This is a genomic window from Candidatus Acidianus copahuensis, assembly GCF_000632495.1.
Taxonomy (GTDB): domain Archaea; phylum Thermoproteota; class Thermoprotei_A; order Sulfolobales; family Sulfolobaceae; genus Acidianus; species Acidianus copahuensis.
This window is the reverse complement of sequence record NZ_JFZT01000068.1, coordinates 18,062-41,397: the sequence shown is the minus strand read 5'-3', so window position 1 is coordinate 41,397 and position 23,336 is coordinate 18,062. Positions and strand designations below refer to the sequence as shown.

Here is a 23,336-nt window from a genome sequence, read left to right as displayed (position 1 = left end):
TTTCTTGATCTGAGCCAAATTTGATGCATGAATTATGGTAGCTACTGGTTCTGATGCTGAGGCATATTTTTCAAAATTTTTATCAGGCAACTCAATTAAATTTCTTTCAGGAGCATAAACTTCTTCCGCATATCCGCCCGGCGTATTTTCACCTATCATTGAGTAACTATCGCACAGATTTTCCTTACCTTGCTTGCAAAACTCGCAATTTCCACAAAAAATACCACTATATACTGCTACTGGCTTATCATTATAGAAACCGAAAATTTCGTGGCCTAAAATTGCTGGTAGCTTGAAATTCTTAAAACCGCCCTTCCAAATTACCACATCTCTACCACAAACACCAACTACTTTGACATTGACTTTTACAAAGCCAGGCATGGGATTTGATCTAACATCTTCAATCTTAAAAGGAGATTTAAACTGGTAAAGGACTGCTGCCTTCATGAAAATACGTTTGTTGGCAAAGTATAAATATTTTATTAAATTGTCATAAAAATCATTTAGAATCTGATGAATATGGTATGGTTACAAAGGAACTAGATTAGCACGACAAGTACTATATAAGGTTAATATCCGGGTAATACCCCTATGTAATTCGTGGAAATTTTATTAGTAATTTTTTGCAAAACACGCTAAAGAAGATTCATGGAAAGATACTTTAGCGAGATGACTAAGGGGACAAGATGTTATCCTTAGGGGTTTAGGCTTTAGAGCATTTATAGCCATTCCTTAAAGACCTTGGGCCTCATCACGCTCTGAGTCAGTACTCGTCATTAAGATCGTCTCATTGCCGGGATAACCACATCCTTCTGAAAATCTTGTAAAGGCCACAGCATGTGGGGGGACCCTCACACTTTAGTTCCTATGTCTTTTGTCCCTTCTTAAGTCTACTGATCACGCATGGGACAAATTAATATTGTTTTTTAAACACAAGTCCTTTGAGAGGGAAAAATCATGAAATGTGTAAAAATGCCCCGATCAAACCCAAACTGTTGGCAACGGCATTAACAAACTAGGTTAGGATCCGTCTAAGTTCAAGTCGATGCTAAAAGTGGAGTTTAAAAATTTTATTATAAAGTCTCGCATTAATAAAAATTTTTAATTTATTTAGACAAAGATCCTTTCGAAAGCTTTAAAATTTTTCTGTTAAATAATTTGTTGACTCACCTTGCCTTCAGGGCTTCATATACCGGAAAGCATTCTAAAGGATTACAAAGATTTGTTTGGTGAAAAAATTGTTAATGGTAAAAGGGTGATCGTGGAGGGACTAATTGAGGATCTTGCAACGCAGTTTACCGAGGAGATAAAAAGGGTTGTAAACAGTAGGAGGAAATGGTTGGACTTAAAAGAACCAGTATCAGTAAAGGGGGCTTTTCCTTCATGGGATGAACAGTTTTTAGATGCCGATGGAAATAAGTTAACATTTAAAGAAATAGTCCAAGGGATGATCGATAACTTCCTCGGTAGAAATAGCGGTTTAAGGTGGAGATTAAACGAGAAAGTAAGAATACCAGATGATGCCCACCCCATTAAAAATGCGGGACTAGAAATTACTGGCCCATGGTACCCGTTAAGTAGGGCATTCAATCAAGTAAATGCAGACGTGGTTTCTGCAATGGAAGATGAGGAAGATGCCTCAGCAGCGTGGTATATTCCCTTTAAGTCTGGTAAGAGATACGCTGATGTATGGGAGGCTAGGAAGGGTGTTAAACACTTTTTATCCGGAGATCTCCCTGACCCCTATTACGAAAAGGGTAAGGAATATAGGATAGGGAAGCCTAGAAATAAATGGCCCGCAATATTTCATAGACTCCCAGGGTTACATATCTTCGACCAAGAAATAACGTTAAATGACAAACCAGTCCCCGCAATTATAGTATCCGCAATCATTTATACGCTTAACAATTACGAGAACCTAAAAAATGCTGGATCCGGAGTATATTTTTACGTTCCAAAAACTGAATTCCCGGAGGAAGCGCTCGTTATAGAAAAAATATTGAGGAAAATTGAAGAAAAATTAGGATTGCAAATCGGAACCATAAAGATAGCGATGCTTTACGAAGAAGTTAATGCGGGGAGATATCTACCAGTCATTCTATGGATATGGAGAGAGAGGTTGATAAAATCTAATAATGGAAGATGGGACTACCTAGGTAGTTTAATTGAAATGTGGCTTCACGAAAAAGTCCTTCCAGACCCTCAAAACATAACTATGACTTCGCCGAATATGATGGCGTATCAAAAGTACAATGCTCTAATGATGCTATTGGCAGGGTCAAAGGACGGTGAAGCTGACGCTGCACCAGTAGGAGGTATGGCAGCGGTAATGCTCTATTCCCAGACAGACCCCTTTGGAAGATTTAAGTATAACCAGAGAGCTTTAAGAGGAATAAAAATAGATAAGCTTAGGGAAAGGTTAATAGGCTTAATCTTCTTTGCAGATCAAAAGGTTGAAAGGAAAGTAACGCTTGATGATATATTGAACGGGAAAGTTAAGGGTAAACTTTACGACTTATTCAGGCAAAGCTGGGTTGCAACTAAAGAGAGAGAGTACGTAAGTTCTGGAAATGAGCCTTTAAGGGTGAGTTTAGAGGAATTACAAAAAACGATTAGTAGACCAGTTGAGTATGAGACAGTAGGGAGCGAACAGATACCCAAGGTAAATAGTGGATTAACCCCTCAAGAAAGGTCGTTATTCCAGAGATTAGGGCTATTAGACGAAAACGGGAAAATTACCCCTTGGATAATTACAAGGGAAATGATCGATACCCCAGAAAAATTGTTTACGAGTAAAGAACTATGGGGAGGGAAGGATTTATGGCACGCGCTTTACGATGTCCCAGATGGGGAAATAACCCCAGAACATGTGCAACACGCGTTCTATATGGCAGCTAACTATGGCTTTCAATTGCTCAACGGAAATTTGGCTGCGGCCATCGACGACTATGAATTAAAACAGAGGTTTATGAACGATTTGGCAACCTATAGGATATTTACATCGTGGTTATGGAGTTTAATCAATAAAAATGGCGTAGTGACTAAGGACGGATATCTAAAGGGATCCTCACTAACTAAAGATGGAGTAATTCCCGCAGAAAATCTCATAAAAGTTAGTAAAGGAGAAAATGTGAGGGATTTATTCGAGGACTTATGGAAATTACATTATAGGTGGACAAATGAGTTCTACAAGGATTTTGATGTGAGAGAGTCCACCAGGTTGATTGAAATGTTTAGCAAATCGCAAAATAAAAAGGTTTTAGATGAAGTTTACACAATAATCGCTAAGGCATACGGATCCGGTCCCTTCAGAGAGATGTCTCCTAGAGAAGCATCTGAAAAAATAGCTAAAATTATTAATGCCGACCCAAAGCAAGTTGAAGATGAAATTGTTAGACAAGCCCCAAGATTTGACAGGGAAATGGCCCCAGTTATTATGGAAATCCTCATGAGGTTACTAACGTTCCCAAGGTATATACAGCATAATGGAAAAATATTATTCTTACTTTCACCCCTAGATCCCGAAACTAGATCGAAAGTAATGGATGCTATATTCTCGTTTAGAGAGACGGTAGAGGATAAAGTGAGAAGGGGAGAATTGGACAATAATGTGTTACAACTCTACGACTATATATACGATAACTACGAATGAAAATCCCTCAAGTGTTTTTTTAATATGAAACTGTTCAGCTGGGTCGTAATTAACGTGGTTATTAGGATATTATCAGTAGTTAATAGTACCGTCTGTATACAGGTCTACGCAAATGTTTCACATAACATTATCTGCTGGATTAATTAAGACCGTTTTACCGTTTATTACGCTTACTTTTACACTAAAGATCTAAAGATGAAAAGCTGGAAAGAAGTAGTTGAACATATAGGTGAAGTAAAATAGACACCGTTTAAGAACTTCATCCAATAAAAATGTAGAGGCTGATATCTCTAGTTTAGTTAATGGGATACAAGGTAAGTAGAATACAGACTTCCACGATGTTAGCAAAGCTTTAAATCTAGGGGGAGAACTTTCGAATTGTGCAATTTTATCTCTTTTCTCTGTAAATTATGATCAAGGGGAAACAATCACATTCAGAGATAAAGTCCTAATGAATTTCATATACTTGATAGCTGGGGAAGAGATAGGTTAATGAGATAAGAACTATAACTATGAAGTAAAGGTACTAACGACACAATGAATAGTCGAAGCGAAAAACGGTTTTAAAATATAAGGAGAGTTTATATCTATTTAAAAATAATTACTTCTTCTTTTAGTTTGTGAAAGGCCAGATCTTGACGTCCTAACTGAACCTTGGGCTCAATATATAAAAATGTGAGCGGAGATTCGTATACTATGTCTTGTTCATCTGATAAAATCCTTAAGGGTTTGGGTTACGCTTATACCGTTTATAAAGAGCCTGGCATATATCCTAACACTCTGAGTATAACCTTTAAGGATCTGCTAGGAGCTGAATGCGATTGCGATGGTCTCTTAAACAAGAAGCTCTACAACCACCAGTATCAAGTGATCAATTTCCTTTCTCAAGGTAAGAGCGTTATAATCAATGCCTCTATGGGTAGCGGTAAGACTGAGGCTTGGCTAACTCATGTCTTGAAGGAAAGGGAAATAAGAGCGCTAGCAATATATCCAACTAAGGCCTTGGCTAACGACCAGGCTCACAGGATAGCCAAGTACCTAAAATGCCTTGGTTATGATGTTAATGAAGAGGGTGAAATAGTGTATGGCGATGTTGTAAGGTATGATGGCGATACAAACTCTAATAAAAACGTCTTAGGTTCATTAGATAGGGCTAAGGTAATATTGACCAATCCTGAAATGCTCCTAACTGAGATAAAGAAGGGTAAGCGCTTCCTAGGAGTTAGCCTAATAGTCCTTGACGAAGTAGACTTCTATGAAAGCCATAGCATTACCCTCCTCATCTCCACGCTTAAACTTCTCTTCCCGAAGGTGCAGTTTGTGATAATCAGCGGTACCTTATCTAACCCTGAAGACCTCAAAGAATTTCTGCAGAATGCTGAGATTGTAGGGGGTGCTGGGTTTAAGCCTGAGACTAGGATTTATATCGTTATTGGGAAAGAAGATAAGCTTAGGGAGGTCTACAATGAATTTAGGAATATCATAGAGAGTAAGTACGGCATTGGAAGTTATGACGAATTTAAGGATAAAGTAATTGGACTATATTATAACCTTTTAGCCTCTAATTCATCCAAACTTAGGGCTGAACTTGGGGATATCTTTGATTTAAAGAAGCCTGATATTGAGGAGATATTAAAGGCCTATAAGGGATGCAAGGGGGAAGTAACTATAGTTTTTTCTAGGGGAATAAACGAGTGCGATAGCTACGCCAGGCCTTTGGGTATTCCTTCACACCACTCTAAGGTTAAGAAAAAGGAGAGGTTTTGGATTGAGAAGAATTTAAGGGAAGGTAAGACAAACATAGTCTTCACAGTTAGAACCCTTCAGCAGGGTATTGATATCGGTATCGCGAAGAGGGTTATCCATTTAGGGATCCCCAAGCTCGTAAAGGACTTCTTACAGAGGGAGGGAAGAAAGGGAAGGAGCCTTGACATTGACTTCGTCGAGAGCGTTATACTGCCTATGGGGCTTGACCCTAGGTTAATTCAGGGTATAGAGTCGTTGAGGGTTTGGAGCAATATTAAGCCTGAGGCTGTGATCTTTAACGTTGATAGTTTATACGTTAAGGTGTACTTAAGCCTTATAAAGAAGGTTTACCTGAAGGAGGGACTTAAGGAGGATGAAGAGTCCCTATTGAGGAGAGTTGGCATTATAGACGATACGGGGAGGATAAAGGATGAGAAAGTATTGGATAAGCTGAAGTTCTACAGTATTACAACTTCAAAAGTTGATGTAAAATATTACGATAAAGACAATAAACTGATCAGCTCTGATAAGATCGGTCTAAAGGATATGATAGAGAATTATCAACCTGGTTCAATTGATAAGGGAAATAATGCTGTTGTTAAAAGTATCTTTAGGTATAGGTATGGCACGAGAACGGTATATGAGGTTGTTGAAAAGGATCCGGATAACATATACAGTAGATGCTTTTACGACGCCTTAGAGAAGTATGAGAGTAAGATAAAGGAATGGAATAGGGAGAATTTTAGCGAGGAATGTAATTTTCCGCCAAACTTTGAGCTTGATTTAGAGCTAGGCAAGGTTTGGTCTAAGGTATACACTAATATGATATTTGAGGGCGAGGGTTATGTTGAGTTTAATGAACTCCCCAGTGGCGTCGTTTGGTTTGTTGAATCGAGGAAGAGGATTTGCCCAAATAAAGACTATGACGATTACGCTTATTCTAAGATTGAACTAAACTGTGATGTGTTTCCCAAAGACTACGGTTATAGGGGATATACTTACGCCTATGCCTACGAGGTTGGGGACCCTGAGTATATCGATGAGGGTATGGCATTCCTCATAACTGCGCTCAGACTAAAGTATGGGATCAGGACTGATCTAGTAAACTACAGTTACTTTAAGAACATCTTAAAGATCTGGGAGTCTTTTCCCGTTGGCGTTTTAGAGAAGATGAGGGTAGGAGGTTTTAAGATGTTTAATGAACCACTTGAGTTTGAGAAGCTAAGGGAATACTTAGAAGGGGTTAAAGTCGACGAGGTCTTCAAGACTGTCTATCTTAACATCTCTCCAATATTTCATGGTGTAAATTACAAGAAGGCTAGGGAAAAGGCTATCGATCTAGCTTTTAAGCTCTTCAACTACGCTACCATATTGCTCAAGGATGTAAGGGTAACGTTAAGTAAGGATACAGTTGTATTAGATAAGATAACTACTGCATCAGAGGAACGCAACTTCAGGGCTGATGTTAACGGAAATGAGTATTTTGGGCTAACGTACTACGACATACCGAAGGCAATGGAAGAGACTGAAGTGGTAAATGATGTTAAGTCCTTAAGGGATAAACTTATAGATATCATTTTAGACCAAGACGTCAAAAAGGTGTTTGGTTACAACGTAGACAGTAAGGTTAAGAAGCTTTTAGGAAAGGTGAAGGATGTTGAGGTGGTGGATGTAGTATTGGAGGTAAAGAAAAGGGTTGGCTATGATGTTAGTCCTAATGATTTCTCTCAGAAGCTCAGGGTTATGATGAATAAGTTTACAAATCCTAACTACAAAGTAGGTAAGGGGGAGCTAAAGGAGTACTTTGGGGAGAGGGCCAGGATCATTCAGGGATTAATGAATGTGATATCATCTACTTCTTGAAAGACGATAATTCAAGCCAAAGCAATCTCAAACGTTGAGAACCAATGTCGGAAGTAGATCGTTGCTATTTCGAGAGATTTATTAAAGGGCTTGACAGATCTCTATTTGAGGAATTGCCTGAACAAGGAACATAGTGTATTATTATGGCTCTTAAATCCACATAAATATCCAATTTTAGTTTTTCTTCTTGAAAAACTAAGGTAGAAGATATAAAGAGGAGTTATGCGAGGTTATATGGGAAAAGGATGAAGTAGAATTAAAAAGGCGGAAAAATAAGCTCTCATAGATTGACTAGTTACTCCACTGAGACATGTTAAAAGATGTCCTGAAAAAGGAGTCGCGATTTCTACAAGTGCGAGTTCGAGAAATAGCTTTTTCAGAGAACCTCAACTCCAAGACCCATAAGGATTATCATAAAATAACTTATGTTTACATTAACGATGAAATATATTAGATTCTTGAGAGAATTACATAAGGAGGTTAGATTCCCTGTTCTACCATGATATCAGGTAGATGTGCTTACATAATTGGAGATAGAGTTGAAGATTTATATATTCGCTCACATTCTCTTAAATGTGAGCCAGAAAAATAAGTATTGTATAAGGCTCGACCCATTAACTTTATCGTTCAAGCGTACAGAACAAGGAAGCAATGTATCAAATCAGATTGAAAGTTTCTTAAAGGAGGTAAAGGAAGAAGCTCTTAAGAAAATTGATGAGAAACTAAAAGCAAGGTGCAACGAGAACGTCGAGTCATGTGGGGAATTGCTTAACACCTTTGCAGATGTTTTAGTGTCTAAAATTAATGAAGCGTGGGAGGAGTACTATAGAAACCTTACGGGATTTGAAGGAAAAATAAACCCCTTTATTACTGTACCTGCTGACACTAGGTTTCCAGGAATTGTAAACTCCTTGGCAGACCACATGGTTACTACGTCTGCATTTGCAGTCTCTGCCATTTTAGCCATTTATGATAAGAAGTACAAGGAAACTGGGTTCACTTGCAGGTTTAAAGACATAGAAGTCAAGTTTAATGATAGGGAGTTCCTGAGAGGATTTGTAAGGGTCGCTGCACTTCTCCATGACATAGGAAAGCCCCCACCGCAAGGACATACTAAAAGGACTTATGACATAGTATACAATTTATTTAAGAACATAAACGAAACTTTGGCCAGAACCTTAGCCAGTGCATCTTCTAGGCACCATTATGGCAAGAGCTATGATAAGGATAGTACCCCATCAAATGATATAGAGTGGGTAATAGCTTATGCAGATAAGGCTAGTGCGTCTTCTAGGGGTTTTACAATTAGGGAAAAAGATATTTACGTAAAACTAATAGGCTTTGTGAAGGAGTTAGATAAGTGGGGTTATGAAATAGGTAATGGTGAAGACTTAGATCTACTGAAACGTATGGTGGAAGGGAAAACAGTTAACCTAAGTGAGGATGAGGACTACCAACAGTTTAGGACTTATGGGGTATTCAGTAGCGACGAGAATAGAGCTATTGAACTAGCATCTGAACTAATCAAAGCAGAGAATAGGCTAATGGCTAAGGACGACAAGCTCCTTGCAGTCTTCCACTTCGAGATCCCAAGTATAAAGTCCTATCTCAATAGGGGAAGGGAGTTAGCGGTCTACGCTGGGTACAGTATGATGATAGACAGTATAGTTCATGAGGTCTCTAAGAGGTTGAGAGATGAGGTGGGGGAGGAAGTAGTTATTTCCGATGAAGGGGGTTCAGTATTAGCTATAGTCCCGTCTACCCTAGATGTCAACAAGATACTAGAAGGTATTGAGGAGATGAGATATTTTGCTATAAAATATGGTCTATTTGCCTTTTACTTTGCTGAGGCCCACCTGGGTCCAAAAGACAACTGGACTGGATGGAATGGATATAGCCCTTATGAGAGGGACACTTATAGGGGTTTTGGCGCTTTAATAATGAAGGCCTTTAGCGAGTTTGATAAGGAGAATATTAAATTACCACCCACATCTAAGGAGGAAGTGGAGATAGATAAGTTATGTAAGGCTTGTAGGGTTAACAAGAGGAAAGATGGAAGCGATTACTGCGAAGCATGTGATTTGGCGAGGGAATACTATAAGGCTTTCCGTAGCCTAGTCATGGGAGAGAAAACTGAAGGGAAAATAGCGAAGAAGTTGAAAAGACTAAGGATATTTAAGTTGACAAGGGAAATCATTAAAGATATTGTCCTCCCTGAAACGCTAGATCACCTAAACAGAAAGTGTATCAATAAGAATAATTATGTTGCGGATGAGACGGATCTAGACGAAAGGAGATATCCGGTCTTAATGGTAGCTGATGGGGATAACTTTGGATCAATAAAGTCATCAGCCTCGACCCTTGTCCAATACCTTGAAATTACGAGATTCTTTACATGGATAATATATACTGGAGTTCTTTATGCCGTAACTAAGTCTGTAGGGGCTATAGGTGACGAAATGTGTGTAGAGTTCTATCCTATACTTTTAGGTGGGGACGATTTCTCTGTCCTTACTACCTCACAAGTACTTCCGATATTCGTATATTACCTTGATGAGGCACTGAGGAACATTGGAGGGTGGTTGAAGAAAAGCGAATTACTGGAAAAGCTATCATATGGCGAGGGAGAAGACATTGCAGAAAAGGTAAGAATACCTAAGCCGTATCAGCTCTTCACTTTCTCCGCAGGGGCTTACATAATGAATAGCACTTCCTTCCCTCTATTCTTGGCAAGGGAAGAGGCTGAGTTATTAGAGGGAGTATCTAAGAAGTACTCAAAGAGTAACCTCTATAACGACTATTACGGTTCTGGAGTTATACTTACTATTGCCGACTCAAAGACTATTGCGCCAGATGATGAAGTACTACTTGACAGGGCGTCAAAAGGGATGAAGCTTAAGGCGATGCCACTGTTGGGGAGTAAGATTAAAGACCTATTATGTGACGTTGTTAAACTGGAGCGTTCCGAGGTAAAATACGGGGAATTAAGGACTTTTGTTAAGATTGGTAACTCAAGGCTTGAAATTACTTATAACCTAGTAAGGAATAAAAGGGATAGCTTCGAGACTGTAGCTAGCATACTCCTCTCCAATAAGGAGTACAATCTACAAGATTATTACCTATTACTTACAATAATGATGGATACATTAGAACAGAAAATTAACAATAAGTATTACTGGGAGGTCTACAACGATAAGGTATTAAAGTGTCCCGACAGTAGAAAAGGTGAGTTAAATGAATAGTAGGACTGTATACACTATTTCCTTAATAGCGGAAAACTTGAGGGGCCATACGGACTCTCAGGAAGCAACTAACTTCGATGTAGATCTTAAGGCGCTATACATTAAAAAACCAGAAATGGAAAGGGTCTTGGTCATCCCTGGATCTAGCCTAAAGGGATTGATAAGGAGAAACTTAAAGACGTTAGGGGTGGATAGGGATATAATAGAGTCACTGCTCGGTTCGGAGTTTAATGACCAAACTGAAAGGTCTATACCGGGAAAGGTATTCATTGGATGGGGATATATAGTCGGCGAAAAACCGAAGAGAACTAGGTATGGGATAAGAGTTAACGATAAGCTAGGAATTGTTAATAAGGGAGCGCTATTCTCTTACGAGCTCTTGCTTGGGGATATAGAGGTTATGTTTGATATATATGAGGTTGTACCCTTAAAGGATGAAAAGAGGGAGCTGGCTAGAGCACTTAAGTTACTTAAGTTTTCTACCATTGGGTGGGGTGGATCTAGAGGCATAGGAATTGTAACTGAGGTGAAGTTGGATGACAGATTGGAAAAGATTTGAAATAATTAATTTATCTCCAATATTAATTAATGCTGGATCAGGAAACTACCTTAGATCAGCCGACTTTATTCCGGCGTCGTCCATACTTGGTGCAGTTATGTCTAGGTTTATAGACTCTGAAAAGTGGGGAAAAGAGAAGGAGGAAGTAAAATTGGATATCCATATGACAGACGCATATCCAACTGCTAAGAACCAATATGAACTTAACCCTGCGTCTCTAGTCACGTTATATACAGAAAATCAGGAGAACAGGTCAGAGATAAGGGACGGTATTCGTAACCTTGTTGAAACCATAAAGGGAAGATACAAGTGGGGGGTAAACAAGGTTAGGTTAAAGAAAGGTCCCAGACACTGGTACATTCACGGTAATAAGGTGTGTGACTTACAGATAGAAAGGGTTAAAACAAACGTGTTAAAACTAGACGATAAGTTAAAGATTGCATGGAAAGCAGAACGCAATGGGGAAGTTAAGGGAGCTATAGCCCACTTAGATTCAATAGCGCCCGGTATATTGTTTGCATTTGAGGCGACTGGGGAGGATTTGGATAAACTTGAAGACGCCCTTAAAGAGGGAATATTTGTAGGTTCTATGAAGAGTAGAGGCTACGGACTAATCAAGCTCAAGCAGTCGGAGTCAGTAAAGCAGAAAAAAGAAGAGGAGTTAGGGAATTACACTGTATTGGATTTTTACGGTTCTGTTAACTATGATTATTATTTAAAGGTAATAGATAGGTATAAGGACAAAATTCTATTCAAAAGCGTAGGAGTAGAGAAAAGAAAGACATTACATTACGATAAGTGGGTATCAGATTATGTTGTAAAGAGTGGATCAGTAGTTGTAATTAATGATTATTATAAAGATATATATACTTTAGAAGAAGAAAGTATTAGAGAGGCGGGGAGTGGAAAGATTGTCGTCAACCACAGAGTCCATAGACTATAAGCAGTTAGGAGTAAAGGATGTGTGCGAAATAAAGAACTATCCATACTATGATAAGGAAAATGGAACATTAGGGAAGACAATTACAAGGAAGATAATGGAGATTTTAGAAAAAGAGAAAAACGAGGTTAGGAGGGCGTTACCAGATTTAGCATATCTAGCAGCAAGGAATGACGGTCTTGACACGGAAAATACCCAACTCGGAGCTTTTATGAGTAAACTGTTAAAGCTAGCTGACGACAACAATGTTACAAGCAATCATATATCAGAGTACATGAAGGGAGTAGTTATGGCCGTATACGTCTTCGAGTCACTACGAGATAAGAAAAGCTTAGCAAACAGATACCTAGGGTGCCATATAAAATGAGTTTACATATGAAGATTAACTACAGAACTATATTGGATATTCAATTTGAAACTAAAGAATATTTACATTTAGGAGAGACAAAAGGTCTCGATATATCAGAGTCAGACTTACCAGTTATAAAGCTTCCTAACGATAAGCCCTTGCCCTTTATTCCCGGTTCATCCATAAAAGGTGTAATAAGGGCTGAGTATGGGAGGCTATTGAGGGGGCTTAGCGGGAATGACTTAGCGAAACTTATAGGATATAAAAAAGTTGACACTGACGATACTACGAAAAAGAATTTTTTGACGTTGGATACAACTAAGGTCAGTGAGTATGTTCTAGAGAATATAAGAAAACAAGGAACTAACGTTGGTATTCTAGATTTACTATTCGGTTCTGAGTTCTTTGCCTCCCCAACAGTATTTTCAGACGCCAAACTTAGTAGCAAAGAAGAAAGAGAGTTTATAAGGAATAGGACGCACGTTAGCATTGACGTTAATACTGATTCTTCTAAACCCGGCGCAAAAATAGATCTTGAGGCTGTAGAACCTGAGACCACCTTTACCGGGAAAATCATTTATAGTTCCTTAGATTATGGTGTAGAGTCGCCATCACCGGTGGATAAGGCGTTTGATATAATGAAAGGGTGGCTTAGCGATTTAGAGCTATTGCTCGGAGGGTGGAAGAGTAGGGGGTATGGCCTTGTAGAGGTAAAGGTGATAAAAGAGAGTAAATTAACTCCTCAAGAGATAGTTGGAGGAGGGAAAACATGAGCAGTCAACAGGTTGAGTATTTTAAGGCATACCATTTACTAGTCAGATTAAACGCGGAGATCGTTACAGTCAGTCCACTTAGAGTAGGTGCTGGAAAAGGGACAGATATAGGAGAACCAGACTTACCCATATTAAGACTTAATGACGGAAGGGCCGTTATACCCGGCTCCTCCTTAAAGGGAATATTTAGAAGTACTGTAGCTAGAATATTAAATAAGAACTCTGAAGATATTTACTACTTATTTGGTGGAAAGGTGAGCAATGGGGGAAACCAAGAGGTAAGTATTGGTTCTCCCCTCATATTTGACGATTTTATTTCAGACCACGTTATACCTTCCCTAGAGAGAAGTCATATAAAGATTAACCCAAAATCTGGTGGTGTCCAGCACTTATTTCAAGTTGAGTACGTACCAAATAACGTTAAGTTTTATGGCAATATTTTGGCGAGGAACCTTGCTCCCCTAACTTTAGGTTATATTGTTAGCGCAGTAAAAGCGCTGATGGATCAAAGGATCGTAAAGGTAGGGGGGTTTAAGAGTAGGGGCTATGGTGCAGTATCGTTTAGCCTTAAGGAAGTCTCATTCCTAGTCCCCAGCAAGAGCTCGAGCTTTAAGACCAGGTTCACAAGGAATGGTAATGAGACGGAGGTAAAAATAGAAATAGTAGACGGGAATAAGCTAAAGGTGACTGAAGGTTCTACAACTAAGGAGATTCCAGTTAAAGCCGTAGACGAAAAACCATTATTCGTCAACATTAAGGTAGACCCAGAGAGTTTCATAAACTTGAATTTTGGTGACTAGTTTATGTCAACCTGGATTAAAGTAAGCCCATTTAGGACAATTCCACAAAATTATAAACAGAGAGATACTCTTAACAATCTGTACAAAATCCATGTCACCTTTAATACAGTTACCCCAGCTTGTACATGTACCGGTGAAGTAAAAGTCGATCTCGCGGAAAAGAAAACAACATATCTGGGCTATAGAGTTAATGAGAAGCCCTCAATTATGGGATCGTCTATTAAGGGAGTACTCTCCACTTATGCCTTGATTGTATCAAATAAGCCTTCGCTTGTAGGAGACCTTTTTGGTTATGAGAAGTTAGAGAGTAGAGTCTACGTAGAGGACGGCATAGTAATTAACGGTAACTATAAAGTTATGAAGTTGGGCAGACAATGGAGACCGCGGAAACAGAACAACGGTATTAAAGTATATACTATGGCCAAGACCTCTCCTACTGGTGAACCTGTCCTCTTTGAAGCTTTACTCCCTGAAACTAAATTCTCTACAGAGATAACAATATTTAACTCCGATACTGATGAAATATGTTTACTTTTAGCTTCGATGGGTATTAGTTCTGGAAGAAACTATGGGATAAAGATTGGTAGAGGGAAAGATAAGGGTTTTGGAATAATTAGAGTAGAGTCTTTTACCGTAAGGGAATTAGATCCTAAAACCTTTACCTTAAAGGACGTTAATAAAGACCCATTTGTGGAGTGTGCGTCGAAACTCCTCAAGAATAGGTGGGATAATGTCAAACAATCCTTTTTTAGTTAAAATATTAAACCTTCTAGATAGAGACACTTACGGTAAACTACTCAATACTATAAAAAGGGATATACAAATTAGCCAACAAGGGAGACAAGGTGCGTCTTGGAAAGGAATAAACCTTGATGAAATAAGTTCAAAAGTGTTAGAAGATGTGCTAAGAGAGTATTTAAAGCGGTCCAAGTATTCTAAGGATACAGATAAGAGCTTCGAGGATATCGTCAATGTAGCATTGAGTAAGAACAGAGTCCTTGAAAAGCAGAACGTACAAGTTAAGAAAGAGATCTATGGGGATTTACATAAAGAGCTTGGTAGATATGACTACAATACGCTAAAAAACGCTCTAATATATACCATCTTAAAAAATAAGGGAAATAGGGAGAGATAGTAATGATAGAGGGTTCAGATGAAAGCTCAGACTAACCTATTATCCGAGACATATTACAAATCGATTCGGATAGTGAAGACAAGGAAGAAAATATTAAGGAATACCTAAACAGCTTAAGAGTAATTCTCAGAAGTGAAGTAAAGAATGTCATAGACGAGTTAAAATGTGAAAATAACATCCAAAATGCTAAGTATTATAATGAACTCGACGACTTGTTTGACAAAATCGAGGAGCTAGTAAATTCACATGAGTTTGTAAAGTGTTTCATTGCAGATATGACTAGGAGGAAGATCGCAATTGATTACTCTAGTGACAAAAAAGATGAAAAGGAGAGGTGTTGCGATACCAGATTTCTAATTACGTTTCCGTTCTTCATAAGACTTTTTTATGGCATCCAATTTCCTCTCATTAAACTTACTATTAATGTATCTCTCTGAATGGAAGGACTGCTACACGTCAGACAATAATAGTTCTGACAGGGACTATCTACAAGAAAAAAATGTAAAGATATTTATGACATGTTACATCATGCAATTGGGTTTGATGATGTTGATGAGATAAAAAACTGTTGGAAACGTATGAGGAATAACTCATTTTTAGCCCATGGTGGTTTTGTCCTTTACAGAAAGTTAAGTCAAGAGGAAAAGGAAATGATTATAAACAAGTTGACAAATTGCTGGAGTAGTGTAAAAAAGGAAGTAATGAAACATATTGACGAGAAAAAAGCAGAAGGAAGGTTAAAAGAGGAAAACTACAATACATAAATTAAGTATCATTTTAATTGCCATTTCTCAGGAAGCTCCATAAAGCCTATTGGTGGAGGCATGTCAAGCTCGTGATCCTGCGACACTGCTTTAAATAAAGGCGTGGCTATCGTGTTCCTCTACCAGTTTAATTATGACTATGGAGAAACAACGGAACTACTCCTTTCTTAAAAACATATTTTCTTTCAGATTTTTACTTATAAATGGCATCACTTTAGAGACTCATATAGCTTCCTCCCAAACTCAGTAGGCTTTACAACCCGGTCATCCCCTAGCTTAGCTACCCCAGAGTCCAGTAACTTATCGTGCTTATCTGGTGAGTATCTCGCTGGTAGACTTTCTAACTCCTTTAAGACAGCCGGAGAGATTTCAACTGCAATTAAAGGTAACTCCACTAAGCTCCTCATGCTCTCATGCATGTATATTGCCTTATCAGCTCCAGCTAACATTGCAGCTATCGTGGCATATGCTGTCTCTGGTTTGAAACCTGCAGTTGCTGCCATAACTACAACCCTATTATTCTTCTTCTCTTCAGCAACCCTCTTATAGACCTTCTGGACAAGGTCTAAGACCCCACTATAGAAGTCTTCCTTGAATCTTACCTCAATTACGTCTACGTAACATCCCAGCTTTTTCACAATGTAGTCCTTTATCACCTCTGTTACTAACTCTACATTGTTGCTGTCAGTCCTATAAAGGAATACCTTTACGTCTTTAGGTTTCTCTTCCTCTAAATATGAAATTATTGTATTCAGCTCTGCACTGTAGCGCTTTGGATTCTTCGTAACGAAGTCAGATAACTTATCAAATAGTTCTCCCTTATAGGTTAGGACAAGCTGTTGCTTTGGGTCCTTAAGATCAAGAGTGGATATCCCCCTAAGATTTCTTGAGTTCAAGTAGTCAGCGTTATCGCGCTCGAAGTTACCCAATAGAGAAGTACCGACAAGGCTTAGTATTGTTGTACCCTTTTCCATAGTTAGATATATATTAAAGATGTTTTTATAAACTTTGTCTTACGTATGTTGTGTGGAATAAGTAACCTTAAGTACTGGACATACGATGACATATGGTATTACCAAAATATCCTATGTCAAGAAGGGAGTGTGTTGATAAGAGGGATTGGAGGAAGCATAACGAGTTGTTATTGAGAAGGTGAGATTTTACTTGGAGAGTAGATGAGAGATAGATAATTGGGAGGGAGTTAAGGAAGAGGAATGATAGGAGGTACAAGTACCCTAATTCCTTCATCTCAGCGTATATAAACCTCTTCATTCATTTACCGTTTCATCAGCTGGTTTGTGAGGAAGTTGGCATTTAGAAGAAGTGTATACTCAGAGAGGAGTTTTTGATGGTAGTCAGCTTATTCCTCTTGTTATGGAGAGGGTTGTTTATGTATGCTGATAGTGGTTATAAGGAGATTCTTAGTTTTCTAGACAAACGTATTGTTGATCCTGTTAAGGTTAGTAGAAATTCTTCTACCCTTTCCGAGGGTTGTTGGGAGATAGAATACAAGAGAGATAGAATACGAGAGTGCTTTCTCTTCGCTTATGCATTTGTTTAGCGGGTCTCCTCGAGGAATTTTGTGAATATGTTTAGGGATCTTGTCCTCAAAACTTTTCTCCCATACTTAAGGGGCAAGAGCCCCTAAGGAAAATGGCTAGAGTAACAGCTCCCATAGCAATGCTTTCTCTCATGGGGATATTTGTGGTGGAAGGAATAAAGAGTGGATGGGATTTCTCAGAGGTAAGCAGCTTTAATGTAAATAAAGCCAGCGTACTAGTTGAACTAGCATTTTTAGCTGGTAACATGTCATCATGGTTGACTATGGCAATATCGATACCCGATCTTACTAGGTTTGCGGTTAGTCAGAAGTCTCAGATGATAGGTCAATTAGTATTGCCGTTTGTTCATAGTACTTTTAATATATCTTTATATTCTGGGGGGAGTTTAAGTATCTTAACAAGCTTCTCAGCTTCCTCTTCAGTAGCTTGTCCATATCCGTATAATAACATCGCCACATATACTGGTGAGCGGTTCAGAGCTTTTCCTAGTTCTTCCCAAGTTAGTTTTTAGACCTTTTCCTTTCTAACATTATATCTCTTACTTTTGATTTATCTAACATAATTTACCCTCTTCAATTCATATTTCAGGTCTTACTAAGTTGTAACTTAAATACTTTACACTAGATTCTTTAACTGACGAAAGTTTAATACATAAAACAACATGATATTTAAAAATTTAATGTTTGCACACAAGCTTAACTGAATAAAGTATACCACATTCCTCGTAATTTAAAGAATTAGATTTACTTTAACTTTAAGCGTGAAAACCAAGGTTAACTTAGGTGTGTCAAAATTGCTCCTCTATACAGAATTTTAACTGGGAGTTTAAGCTTTCTCGTAACATAGTGCAGTAACTTTAGTAGGGTGTGGATAGTACCTCTTTATACAATGGGTCTATTAAGGAATAAGTATTGTCTCCTACTTTCTTATTCACCACCCTAGCATTAACAAGTTGATTTAGTGCATGGGTAAAAGAGGAGTCATTTATCTCCCTCTTTAGTAAAGCCTCAGTTACTTTCTTTAAGTCTCCCCATCTTGCTCTTTCTACTAGAGTTAAAGCTCTTATTATGGTTTTCTCGATCTCCCCAAACTCCTCGATTTCGTCTTTAATTATATTTCTCGCTATGTTTAAGACTAGCTGTTTAGCCCTATCATGGGGATAACCTAAACTTCTGAAGTTCCCATAATATGTTAACCAGCCTGGAATACCTCTATAAGTTCTCACAGCGTCCTCAATCTCTCCTTCTGCGATATTGATACTACACCTTTTAGCTCCTTCTTTAAGGAATTGTATACTAGTGTTGTCGTCCCAAGGGTTTATATTAACTTCAACTATCGGTCTTCCCTTAAATTTCGCTTTTTTGCTTTTCCCACTAATAATTTTTGATAAACCTATCATGGAACCAGAAAATGCAAACTTGACTTGAGAAGTATTATATGCGACTGAAAGTATTGAAATAAACCAAGGCGAAGCCACATTCTGGGCTTCATCGATAAATATCACCTTACTGTCTAAATTACTCAAGAGCTCTTGAATAGCTGTAACTGGTCTCTTAGTCAATTCTATACTGATAACCTTAAGGTCTACCTTCAACTTTAGGTTTAAAGAGTTTTTTAATAGCATATTACCTAATCCTCTTAGAGTTTTAACTCCAGATGCGTCAACGTAAATACCCTCAAGCTCTTTGCTTAATATTTTAAGAATAGATGTCTTACCAGTCCTTTTAGGACCGACAAGTAAAGGCCAGAATTTTCCCTCTATTAGCTTGATTATTTCATCTAATACCTCATCGTTATCAAAGAAGTCCTCCTTGTTCTCCTTTGGATAAGGGTCAAATATTTTGCATATACCCATATAAGTTAATTATATAGATAACTCTTTATAAGCTTTTTACGTGATAAAGCTAGATTAAAAACATAAACTATCGTAAAAAATTACCCATATAAGTTACTTATATGGGTATAATCAACGGTTTCTTACCACGTTATTAAATCTCAATATCGATATTAGTAGATTTTTACTCGGACGTTTATCACAATATTAGAGATTCTTTATTTTATCTTTTCCATAACAGAAGACTGGAATGGAAGTCCTTTTATGATTTGAGATATTATTTGAATATAGTAGTAATCTACAGAAGACTAAAGAATATGTTAGAACTAGCGGGGAAATGTCAGTGGGATTAGTAGAGATTAAAGAAGAGAAATTAGATTATGGACAAGACTCTAATTATGGAATACTGCTTGAGCCACTATTGTTTCTACCAGAGTCTGATAAAAAAAAAGAAGCTGAAGTAGGAGTAAGTAAAGGACTTGAAGACATTGAAGAAATTTTAGGCTTAGGCATTATAAGTCAGGAGAAAAATAATGCTTTGAGTTATCATATCGAAAAATTCAAATCAGTAGTTGAGAAACTAGGAGTCGGATATAATGAAGGCTCAAAGGCTAGAAGACCTTTACTATACTCAATACCCCCAGGCATAGTTATTAAAGTTAAGAATAGGAGGAAAGCTTACGGCTTATTATCCGATTTAGGTTTCGGCTCAGCACTATTAGTAAAAATATAGGTAAAATCAGTTAAGACATACATAACTAGATCATATAGTACTTTTATTTCCACTTAATAAAATGGAGATTTTCTGAAAGTCGCTATATACTAAAGTAAGAACATTACTGTTTCTCTAGATTCTAAAATAAGATAGTGAAGTTTACCTAACAATTTCAAGTTATAAAAGCAAATAATAAAACAAGAGCCTTATAACGCTAAAGCGTATTTATCCTATTGAAGATAACATATGCTATTTAACCTCGACTTCAGAAAGTTTAGATGAACTATAACCTAAAGCCCAAATGAGGTTTGGATAAACTATCATCCTTTCAATTCCACCTTCTCCTATCCCCGCATAATTATGTGTTATGAAGAGAAATAACGATAAAAGGCCCATTGTACCTAGGATAGGGAAAAAGTACTTCAATGGTGTTTTTATTGTCGGTAGAGCAGTATAGGAAGAGATACCACTGAATAGGAAAGCAACTAGCGCTGATAAAAGGTGAGGATCCCCAGTAGTTTCTGGGAAGAGTCCAACTCCTAGGGCACCTAATCCCGTCAATGTAAGAGTAGTCCTAAAAGGTAATTTAGTAGTATATACTATTCCTGCAATTATTAAGGTTATTCCTAATATAGAGATTGAAGTGTTGAATATTAGCGCGGTTTTCCCGACACCGAGATCGCTTATGTAGTTATTAGAAATAGAGTATCCCGGGTATAACGCCTCTGCTACGATAAGGAGGAGTATAAATTGAGTTACTCCGATGAAGACTAGCCAAGAAGCAACATTATTTCTCATACTAAAACTATTAAGTTCTATAACAATATAAATCTTTGTTTGATAACTTTTATTCTTCTAAAAGAGATTGTATAATAAGGTAATTGCACATACTCGAATTATTCTACTACAGTAACGAATGGGCTTAGGAATGTGTAGTAAGATAATCCAAGACATGACCTTTAATTCTGTTAGTTATGGCAGGACAGATCCGCTCCTTATTGTAATTAATGGCCTATCAAAAGAGGTAAGGGGAGCATCAAAGTGCTCCGGCAGTGTAGCTATCAGCTCGACTCAGATAATGGGAAGCGTAATAGTGTTGAGTTTTATTCAGAAACCTCTAGTGCAGATGCATCCATATATCCTTAACGGTGACTATAATTCTTGGAAAAGTATCGCACAAGGTTACCTTGATGCAATCCAAGCAGTCCTATCAGGGAATATAAACCTGGGGGGTATTCGAACTACCTAGATATACAATCGTGTTCGTACAAATTGCAAAAATATCTTCAATAATGAATAGCAAATTTCTTTTCTAAGGGTTTGGGCTTTACGGACATCCATTGTCGATAAAACCCTTGGGCTTCACCACGTTCTGAGCCTATCATCACGATCCGCCCCATTAGTTGGATAACCCCACCCACAACTCTGAAGCGGGATGTGGAGAAACAGCACACATTAGTTCCTTCAGTTTTTTACAGCTCCTTCTTCGGGTCTACCTTACCCACATTGTAAAAAACGTATTAGGGGTTAAGTAATAAGTAATACTTGACCCTAGTGGAGAGTAGACAGACCCACATATGGGCTTATAAGCCCATCCTCAGAGCTTGACCCGACCCCCCAAAAACTGAAGATGGGCCTAGAGCCCCAATTAAAACAAAAATGATGAAAGTAGGGTAATGAGAGTAGACGTATCAAAAAGATAAACTCACAATCTATTATGTGGGGAGTATTAAAGAAATACCTAACAATGAGAAGGGTTTTGAAGAACTACTAAAACTAGTTAATGAAAACACTATTGTTACACTAGAGTCTAAAAGTACATATACTCTAAGACATCGCCTAGAGTAAAAACGAGAAGGCGTGTTTCCTTTTGCCAGTTTATATGAATTTAATTTATAGTTTGTATTATCTAAGTTAGTATTAAAAGATGTTAAGCAGAAACGTCACACTATCTTGCTTAATGATCAATTAGCTTTAGGGTTTAATTACTTTTTTCCATGATCCAGGTTCGTAATGCTTCGAGGAAGGATTTCAAAGTTGCATAAGAAATAATATTCTTGAATAATATTCAACAAACTTATAGAAATTAAAGAAAACTGTGTTTTTAAATGTGCATTTCTTTATTAATAAATATGATAGGTTATGTCCAAAAATATGTCCAAAACAATGACTAAGACGGATCTAAAGGAGTGTAGTCATATAGACCCACGAAACATCGTTAAGGTTATGAAATGTTTTAAGTGCTTGATATCCATGCTTAGATTTTTTTTTATCCCAATAAAGATGACAACTTATAAACGCATGGTGGTTAAAAAAGAACAGTTGAACAGTTTATTAGGTAGGTCCCTTTCTTGAATTAGATTTCAACAATAGCGTCTAGTTTTCAAAATATTTTACAAAACAGATATAAAGAAATACTTAAATATAACTACCACTATTTTTCTTTATGAAGTTATGCCCTAATTGTGGGAACTTAGCTCCGGAAGATGCAAACTTTTGCCCTATATGTGGTTACCCTCTACAAGGAAATGAACAGCAGAGCCCTTCAGCAAATCCTATAAGTCCACAACAGCCTCCATTTCAACCTCCCTATAATCAGTATCAATCTTCACCACAACAACCAAAGAAGAAGAATTTCCCACTTATCCCAGTTTTAGGTGCAGTAGTTGCTACAATAGCAATCTTAATAGTTGTTGTTGTAGTATTTCCATCGTTTAGTTCTAACATCTATGTAGTCCAACCATCATTTTTAAATTCTGAAGTAGGAGGGAACTGGCACGTTGACAAGAACATGACTTTTGTCATTACTATATCTGACTTTAAAGCTGTGGTTAGTTTTGCTAACGGTACAACACTCACGTTTACAAGTAAAACTGCGTTTGTCCAATACATTGAGTCTCATAGGAGTGTGCGTGAAAGCGAACTTTCTTTTTCGAATTATGAGACTTATTCCTTATCGCAGGCGGAAGGATTAATATCTAATGTGAGCTTAATAAGGCTGGAAGTTTTAAACTCAACTGGAGGTCAGTATGCTGAAGCTGGATTTTTGAAAGTTGTCCCAGATTCATATTATGCAAACGAATTAGAAGCGATTTCCTCATTTCTTGCACTTGCTGCCTCTTTTAACCAAGCCCAAAACATATCCACTTATTATAACCAAAAGTTAGATGCGATAGGGGACATAAAACCTACTTTTAACGGGTATAACGTTACTGTGCTTGTAATTAATACTAAATCCTTTGAAGTGGGGGCGCTATTCCTATTTATTGATCATCCTATAAAATATACACAGTTAGCAAATCTAGTAAACTCCTTCGCTAGTTCAATGAAAGGTTAAGGGAAGATAACTTTTTTATTTATTTTCTCAGATTTTTTTAAAGTAAATAAATAATCTAAGATTTC

Annotated in this window: 20 protein-coding genes; 16 read left to right on the top strand and 4 right to left on the bottom strand. The window is 37.7% G+C overall.

The window, feature by feature from the left end:
- Nucleotides 1-447, bottom strand: a 447-nt coding sequence (locus CM19_RS12400) for an alcohol dehydrogenase catalytic domain-containing protein (RefSeq protein ID WP_048100768.1), incomplete at its 3' end; no start/stop codon positions are given.
- A 724-nt stretch (nt 448-1,171) separates the two neighbouring features.
- Between CM19_RS12400 and CM19_RS12395 the strand changes: the two genes are divergently transcribed.
- From CM19_RS12395 to CM19_RS12345, 11 genes are all read left to right on the top strand, one after another.
- Entirely contained in the window at nt 1,172-3,652 is a 2,481-nt protein-coding gene (locus CM19_RS12395; RefSeq protein WP_048100767.1) for an aldolase/citrate lyase/malate synthase family protein, read from the top strand.
- Between the two features lie 696 nt (nt 3,653-4,348).
- Nucleotides 4,349-7,261, top strand: a complete 2,913-nt coding sequence (locus CM19_RS12390; RefSeq protein WP_048100766.1) for a DEAD/DEAH box helicase — start codon at nt 4,349-4,351, stop codon at nt 7,259-7,261.
- Between the two features lie 575 nt (nt 7,262-7,836).
- A complete protein-coding gene (locus tag CM19_RS12385; protein WP_150111458.1) occupies nt 7,837-10,503 on the top strand; it encodes an HD domain-containing protein in 2,667 nt (888 codons plus the stop codon).
- Nucleotides 10,496-11,062, top strand: a complete 567-nt coding sequence (locus CM19_RS12380) for an RAMP superfamily CRISPR-associated protein (protein ID WP_048100764.1) — start codon at nt 10,496-10,498, stop codon at nt 11,060-11,062. The genes CM19_RS12385 and CM19_RS12380 overlap by 8 nt, the downstream gene beginning before the upstream one ends.
- On the top strand, nt 11,040-12,005 hold the full coding sequence (locus CM19_RS12375) for an RAMP superfamily CRISPR-associated protein (protein ID WP_048100763.1): 966 nt from the start codon (nt 11,040-11,042) through the stop codon (nt 12,003-12,005). The genes CM19_RS12380 and CM19_RS12375 overlap by 23 nt, the downstream gene beginning before the upstream one ends.
- Nucleotides 11,974-12,369, top strand: a complete 396-nt coding sequence (locus tag CM19_RS12370) for a hypothetical protein (RefSeq protein WP_150111457.1) — start codon at nt 11,974-11,976, stop codon at nt 12,367-12,369. Before CM19_RS12375 ends, CM19_RS12370 begins: the two co-directional genes overlap by 32 nt.
- An 8-nt stretch (nt 12,370-12,377) precedes the next feature.
- Nucleotides 12,378-13,124 (top strand): RAMP superfamily CRISPR-associated protein, encoded by a 747-nt coding sequence (locus CM19_RS12365; RefSeq protein ID WP_160164891.1) that lies wholly within the window; start codon nt 12,378-12,380, stop codon nt 13,122-13,124.
- Nucleotides 13,121-13,924, top strand: a complete 804-nt coding sequence (locus CM19_RS12360) for an RAMP superfamily CRISPR-associated protein (RefSeq protein WP_048100760.1) — start codon at nt 13,121-13,123, stop codon at nt 13,922-13,924. The genes CM19_RS12365 and CM19_RS12360 overlap by 4 nt, the downstream gene beginning before the upstream one ends.
- A 3-nt stretch (nt 13,925-13,927) precedes the next feature.
- Nucleotides 13,928-14,680 (top strand): RAMP superfamily CRISPR-associated protein, encoded by a 753-nt coding sequence (locus CM19_RS12355; RefSeq protein WP_048100759.1) that lies wholly within the window; start codon nt 13,928-13,930, stop codon nt 14,678-14,680.
- Entirely contained in the window at nt 14,655-15,059 is a 405-nt protein-coding gene (locus tag CM19_RS12350; protein WP_048100758.1) for a hypothetical protein, read from the top strand. The genes CM19_RS12355 and CM19_RS12350 overlap by 26 nt, the downstream gene beginning before the upstream one ends.
- A 518-nt stretch (nt 15,060-15,577) precedes the next feature.
- Nucleotides 15,578-15,823 (top strand): hypothetical protein, encoded by a 246-nt coding sequence (locus CM19_RS12345; protein WP_048100757.1) that lies wholly within the window; start codon nt 15,578-15,580, stop codon nt 15,821-15,823.
- 209 nt (nt 15,824-16,032) lie between these two features.
- Here the strand turns inward: CM19_RS12345 and CM19_RS12340 are convergent, their stop codons facing one another.
- Complete coding sequence (locus CM19_RS12340) at nt 16,033-16,797, bottom strand: putative CRISPR-associated protein (RefSeq protein WP_048100756.1); 765 nt, start codon at nt 16,795-16,797, stop codon at nt 16,033-16,035.
- A 374-nt stretch (nt 16,798-17,171) separates the two neighbouring features.
- On the opposite strand from CM19_RS12340, the gene CM19_RS12335 reads away from it, so the two are divergent.
- Both CM19_RS12335 and CM19_RS13600 read left to right on the top strand, forming a co-directional pair.
- Nucleotides 17,172-17,384 (top strand): hypothetical protein, encoded by a 213-nt coding sequence (locus CM19_RS12335; protein WP_048100755.1) that lies wholly within the window; start codon nt 17,172-17,174, stop codon nt 17,382-17,384.
- Nucleotides 17,385-17,446: 62 nt separating this feature from the next.
- A complete protein-coding gene (locus tag CM19_RS13600; protein WP_476695737.1) occupies nt 17,447-17,896 on the top strand; it encodes a cytosine permease in 450 nt (149 codons plus the stop codon).
- Between the two features lie 345 nt (nt 17,897-18,241).
- Here CM19_RS13600 and CM19_RS12325 read toward each other — a convergent pair whose 3' ends face one another.
- Nucleotides 18,242-19,240, bottom strand: a complete 999-nt coding sequence (locus CM19_RS12325) for an AAA family ATPase (RefSeq protein ID WP_048100753.1) — start codon at nt 19,238-19,240, stop codon at nt 18,242-18,244.
- Nucleotides 19,241-19,556: 316 nt separating this feature from the next.
- On the opposite strand from CM19_RS12325, the gene CM19_RS12320 reads away from it, so the two are divergent.
- Nucleotides 19,557-19,952, top strand: a complete 396-nt coding sequence (locus CM19_RS12320) for a hypothetical protein (protein ID WP_052349565.1) — start codon at nt 19,557-19,559, stop codon at nt 19,950-19,952.
- 231 nt (nt 19,953-20,183) lie between these two features.
- Here CM19_RS12320 and CM19_RS12315 read toward each other — a convergent pair whose 3' ends face one another.
- Entirely contained in the window at nt 20,184-20,732 is a 549-nt protein-coding gene (locus tag CM19_RS12315; protein ID WP_048100752.1) for a DUF998 domain-containing protein, read from the bottom strand.
- Nucleotides 20,733-20,862: 130 nt separating this feature from the next.
- On the opposite strand from CM19_RS12315, the gene CM19_RS12310 reads away from it, so the two are divergent.
- Together CM19_RS12310 and CM19_RS12305 are read left to right on the top strand one after the other, a co-directional pair.
- On the top strand, nt 20,863-21,183 hold the full coding sequence (locus CM19_RS12310; RefSeq protein WP_150111456.1) for a hypothetical protein: 321 nt from the start codon (nt 20,863-20,865) through the stop codon (nt 21,181-21,183).
- Nucleotides 21,184-22,380: 1,197 nt separating this feature from the next.
- The gene (locus CM19_RS12305) at nt 22,381-23,271 is read left to right on the top strand and encodes a zinc-ribbon domain-containing protein (RefSeq protein WP_048100750.1); all 891 of its coding nucleotides are present in this window, start codon (nt 22,381-22,383) and stop codon (nt 23,269-23,271) included.
- Nucleotides 23,272-23,336: the final 65 nt, after the last annotated feature.

Excerpts from the sequence above, each read along its gene's own strand:
- CM19_RS12360 (WP_048100760.1), top strand. The coding sequence starts at position 13,121 with ATGAGCAGTCAACAGGTTGAGTATTTTAAGGCATACCATTTACTAGTC.
- CM19_RS12355 (WP_048100759.1), top strand. The coding sequence starts at position 13,928 with ATGTCAACCTGGATTAAAGTAAGCCCATTTAGGACAATTCCACAAAAT.
- CM19_RS12305 (WP_048100750.1), top strand. The coding sequence starts at position 22,381 with ATGAAGTTATGCCCTAATTGTGGGAACTTAGCTCCGGAAGATGCAAAC.
- CM19_RS12390 (WP_048100766.1), top strand. The coding sequence starts at position 4,349 with ATGTCTTGTTCATCTGATAAAATCCTTAAGGGTTTGGGTTACGCTTAT.
- CM19_RS12320 (WP_052349565.1), top strand. The coding sequence starts at position 19,557 with ATGTCAGTGGGATTAGTAGAGATTAAAGAAGAGAAATTAGATTATGGA.
- CM19_RS12310 (WP_150111456.1), top strand. The coding sequence starts at position 20,863 with ATGTGTAGTAAGATAATCCAAGACATGACCTTTAATTCTGTTAGTTAT.
- CM19_RS12315 (WP_048100752.1), bottom strand. The coding sequence starts at position 20,732 with ATGAGAAATAATGTTGCTTCTTGGCTAGTCTTCATCGGAGTAACTCAA.
- CM19_RS12350 (WP_048100758.1), top strand. The coding sequence starts at position 14,655 with ATGTCAAACAATCCTTTTTTAGTTAAAATATTAAACCTTCTAGATAGA.
- CM19_RS12345 (WP_048100757.1), top strand. The coding sequence starts at position 15,578 with ATGTTACATCATGCAATTGGGTTTGATGATGTTGATGAGATAAAAAAC.
- CM19_RS12325 (WP_048100753.1), bottom strand. The coding sequence starts at position 19,240 with ATGGGTATATGCAAAATATTTGACCCTTATCCAAAGGAGAACAAGGAG.
- CM19_RS12380 (WP_048100764.1), top strand. The coding sequence starts at position 10,496 with ATGAATAGTAGGACTGTATACACTATTTCCTTAATAGCGGAAAACTTG.
- CM19_RS12335 (WP_048100755.1), top strand. The coding sequence starts at position 17,172 with ATGGTAGTCAGCTTATTCCTCTTGTTATGGAGAGGGTTGTTTATGTAT.
- CM19_RS12375 (WP_048100763.1), top strand. The coding sequence starts at position 11,040 with ATGACAGATTGGAAAAGATTTGAAATAATTAATTTATCTCCAATATTA.
- CM19_RS12340 (WP_048100756.1), bottom strand. The coding sequence starts at position 16,797 with ATGGAAAAGGGTACAACAATACTAAGCCTTGTCGGTACTTCTCTATTG.
- CM19_RS12365 (WP_160164891.1), top strand. The coding sequence starts at position 12,378 with ATGAAGATTAACTACAGAACTATATTGGATATTCAATTTGAAACTAAA.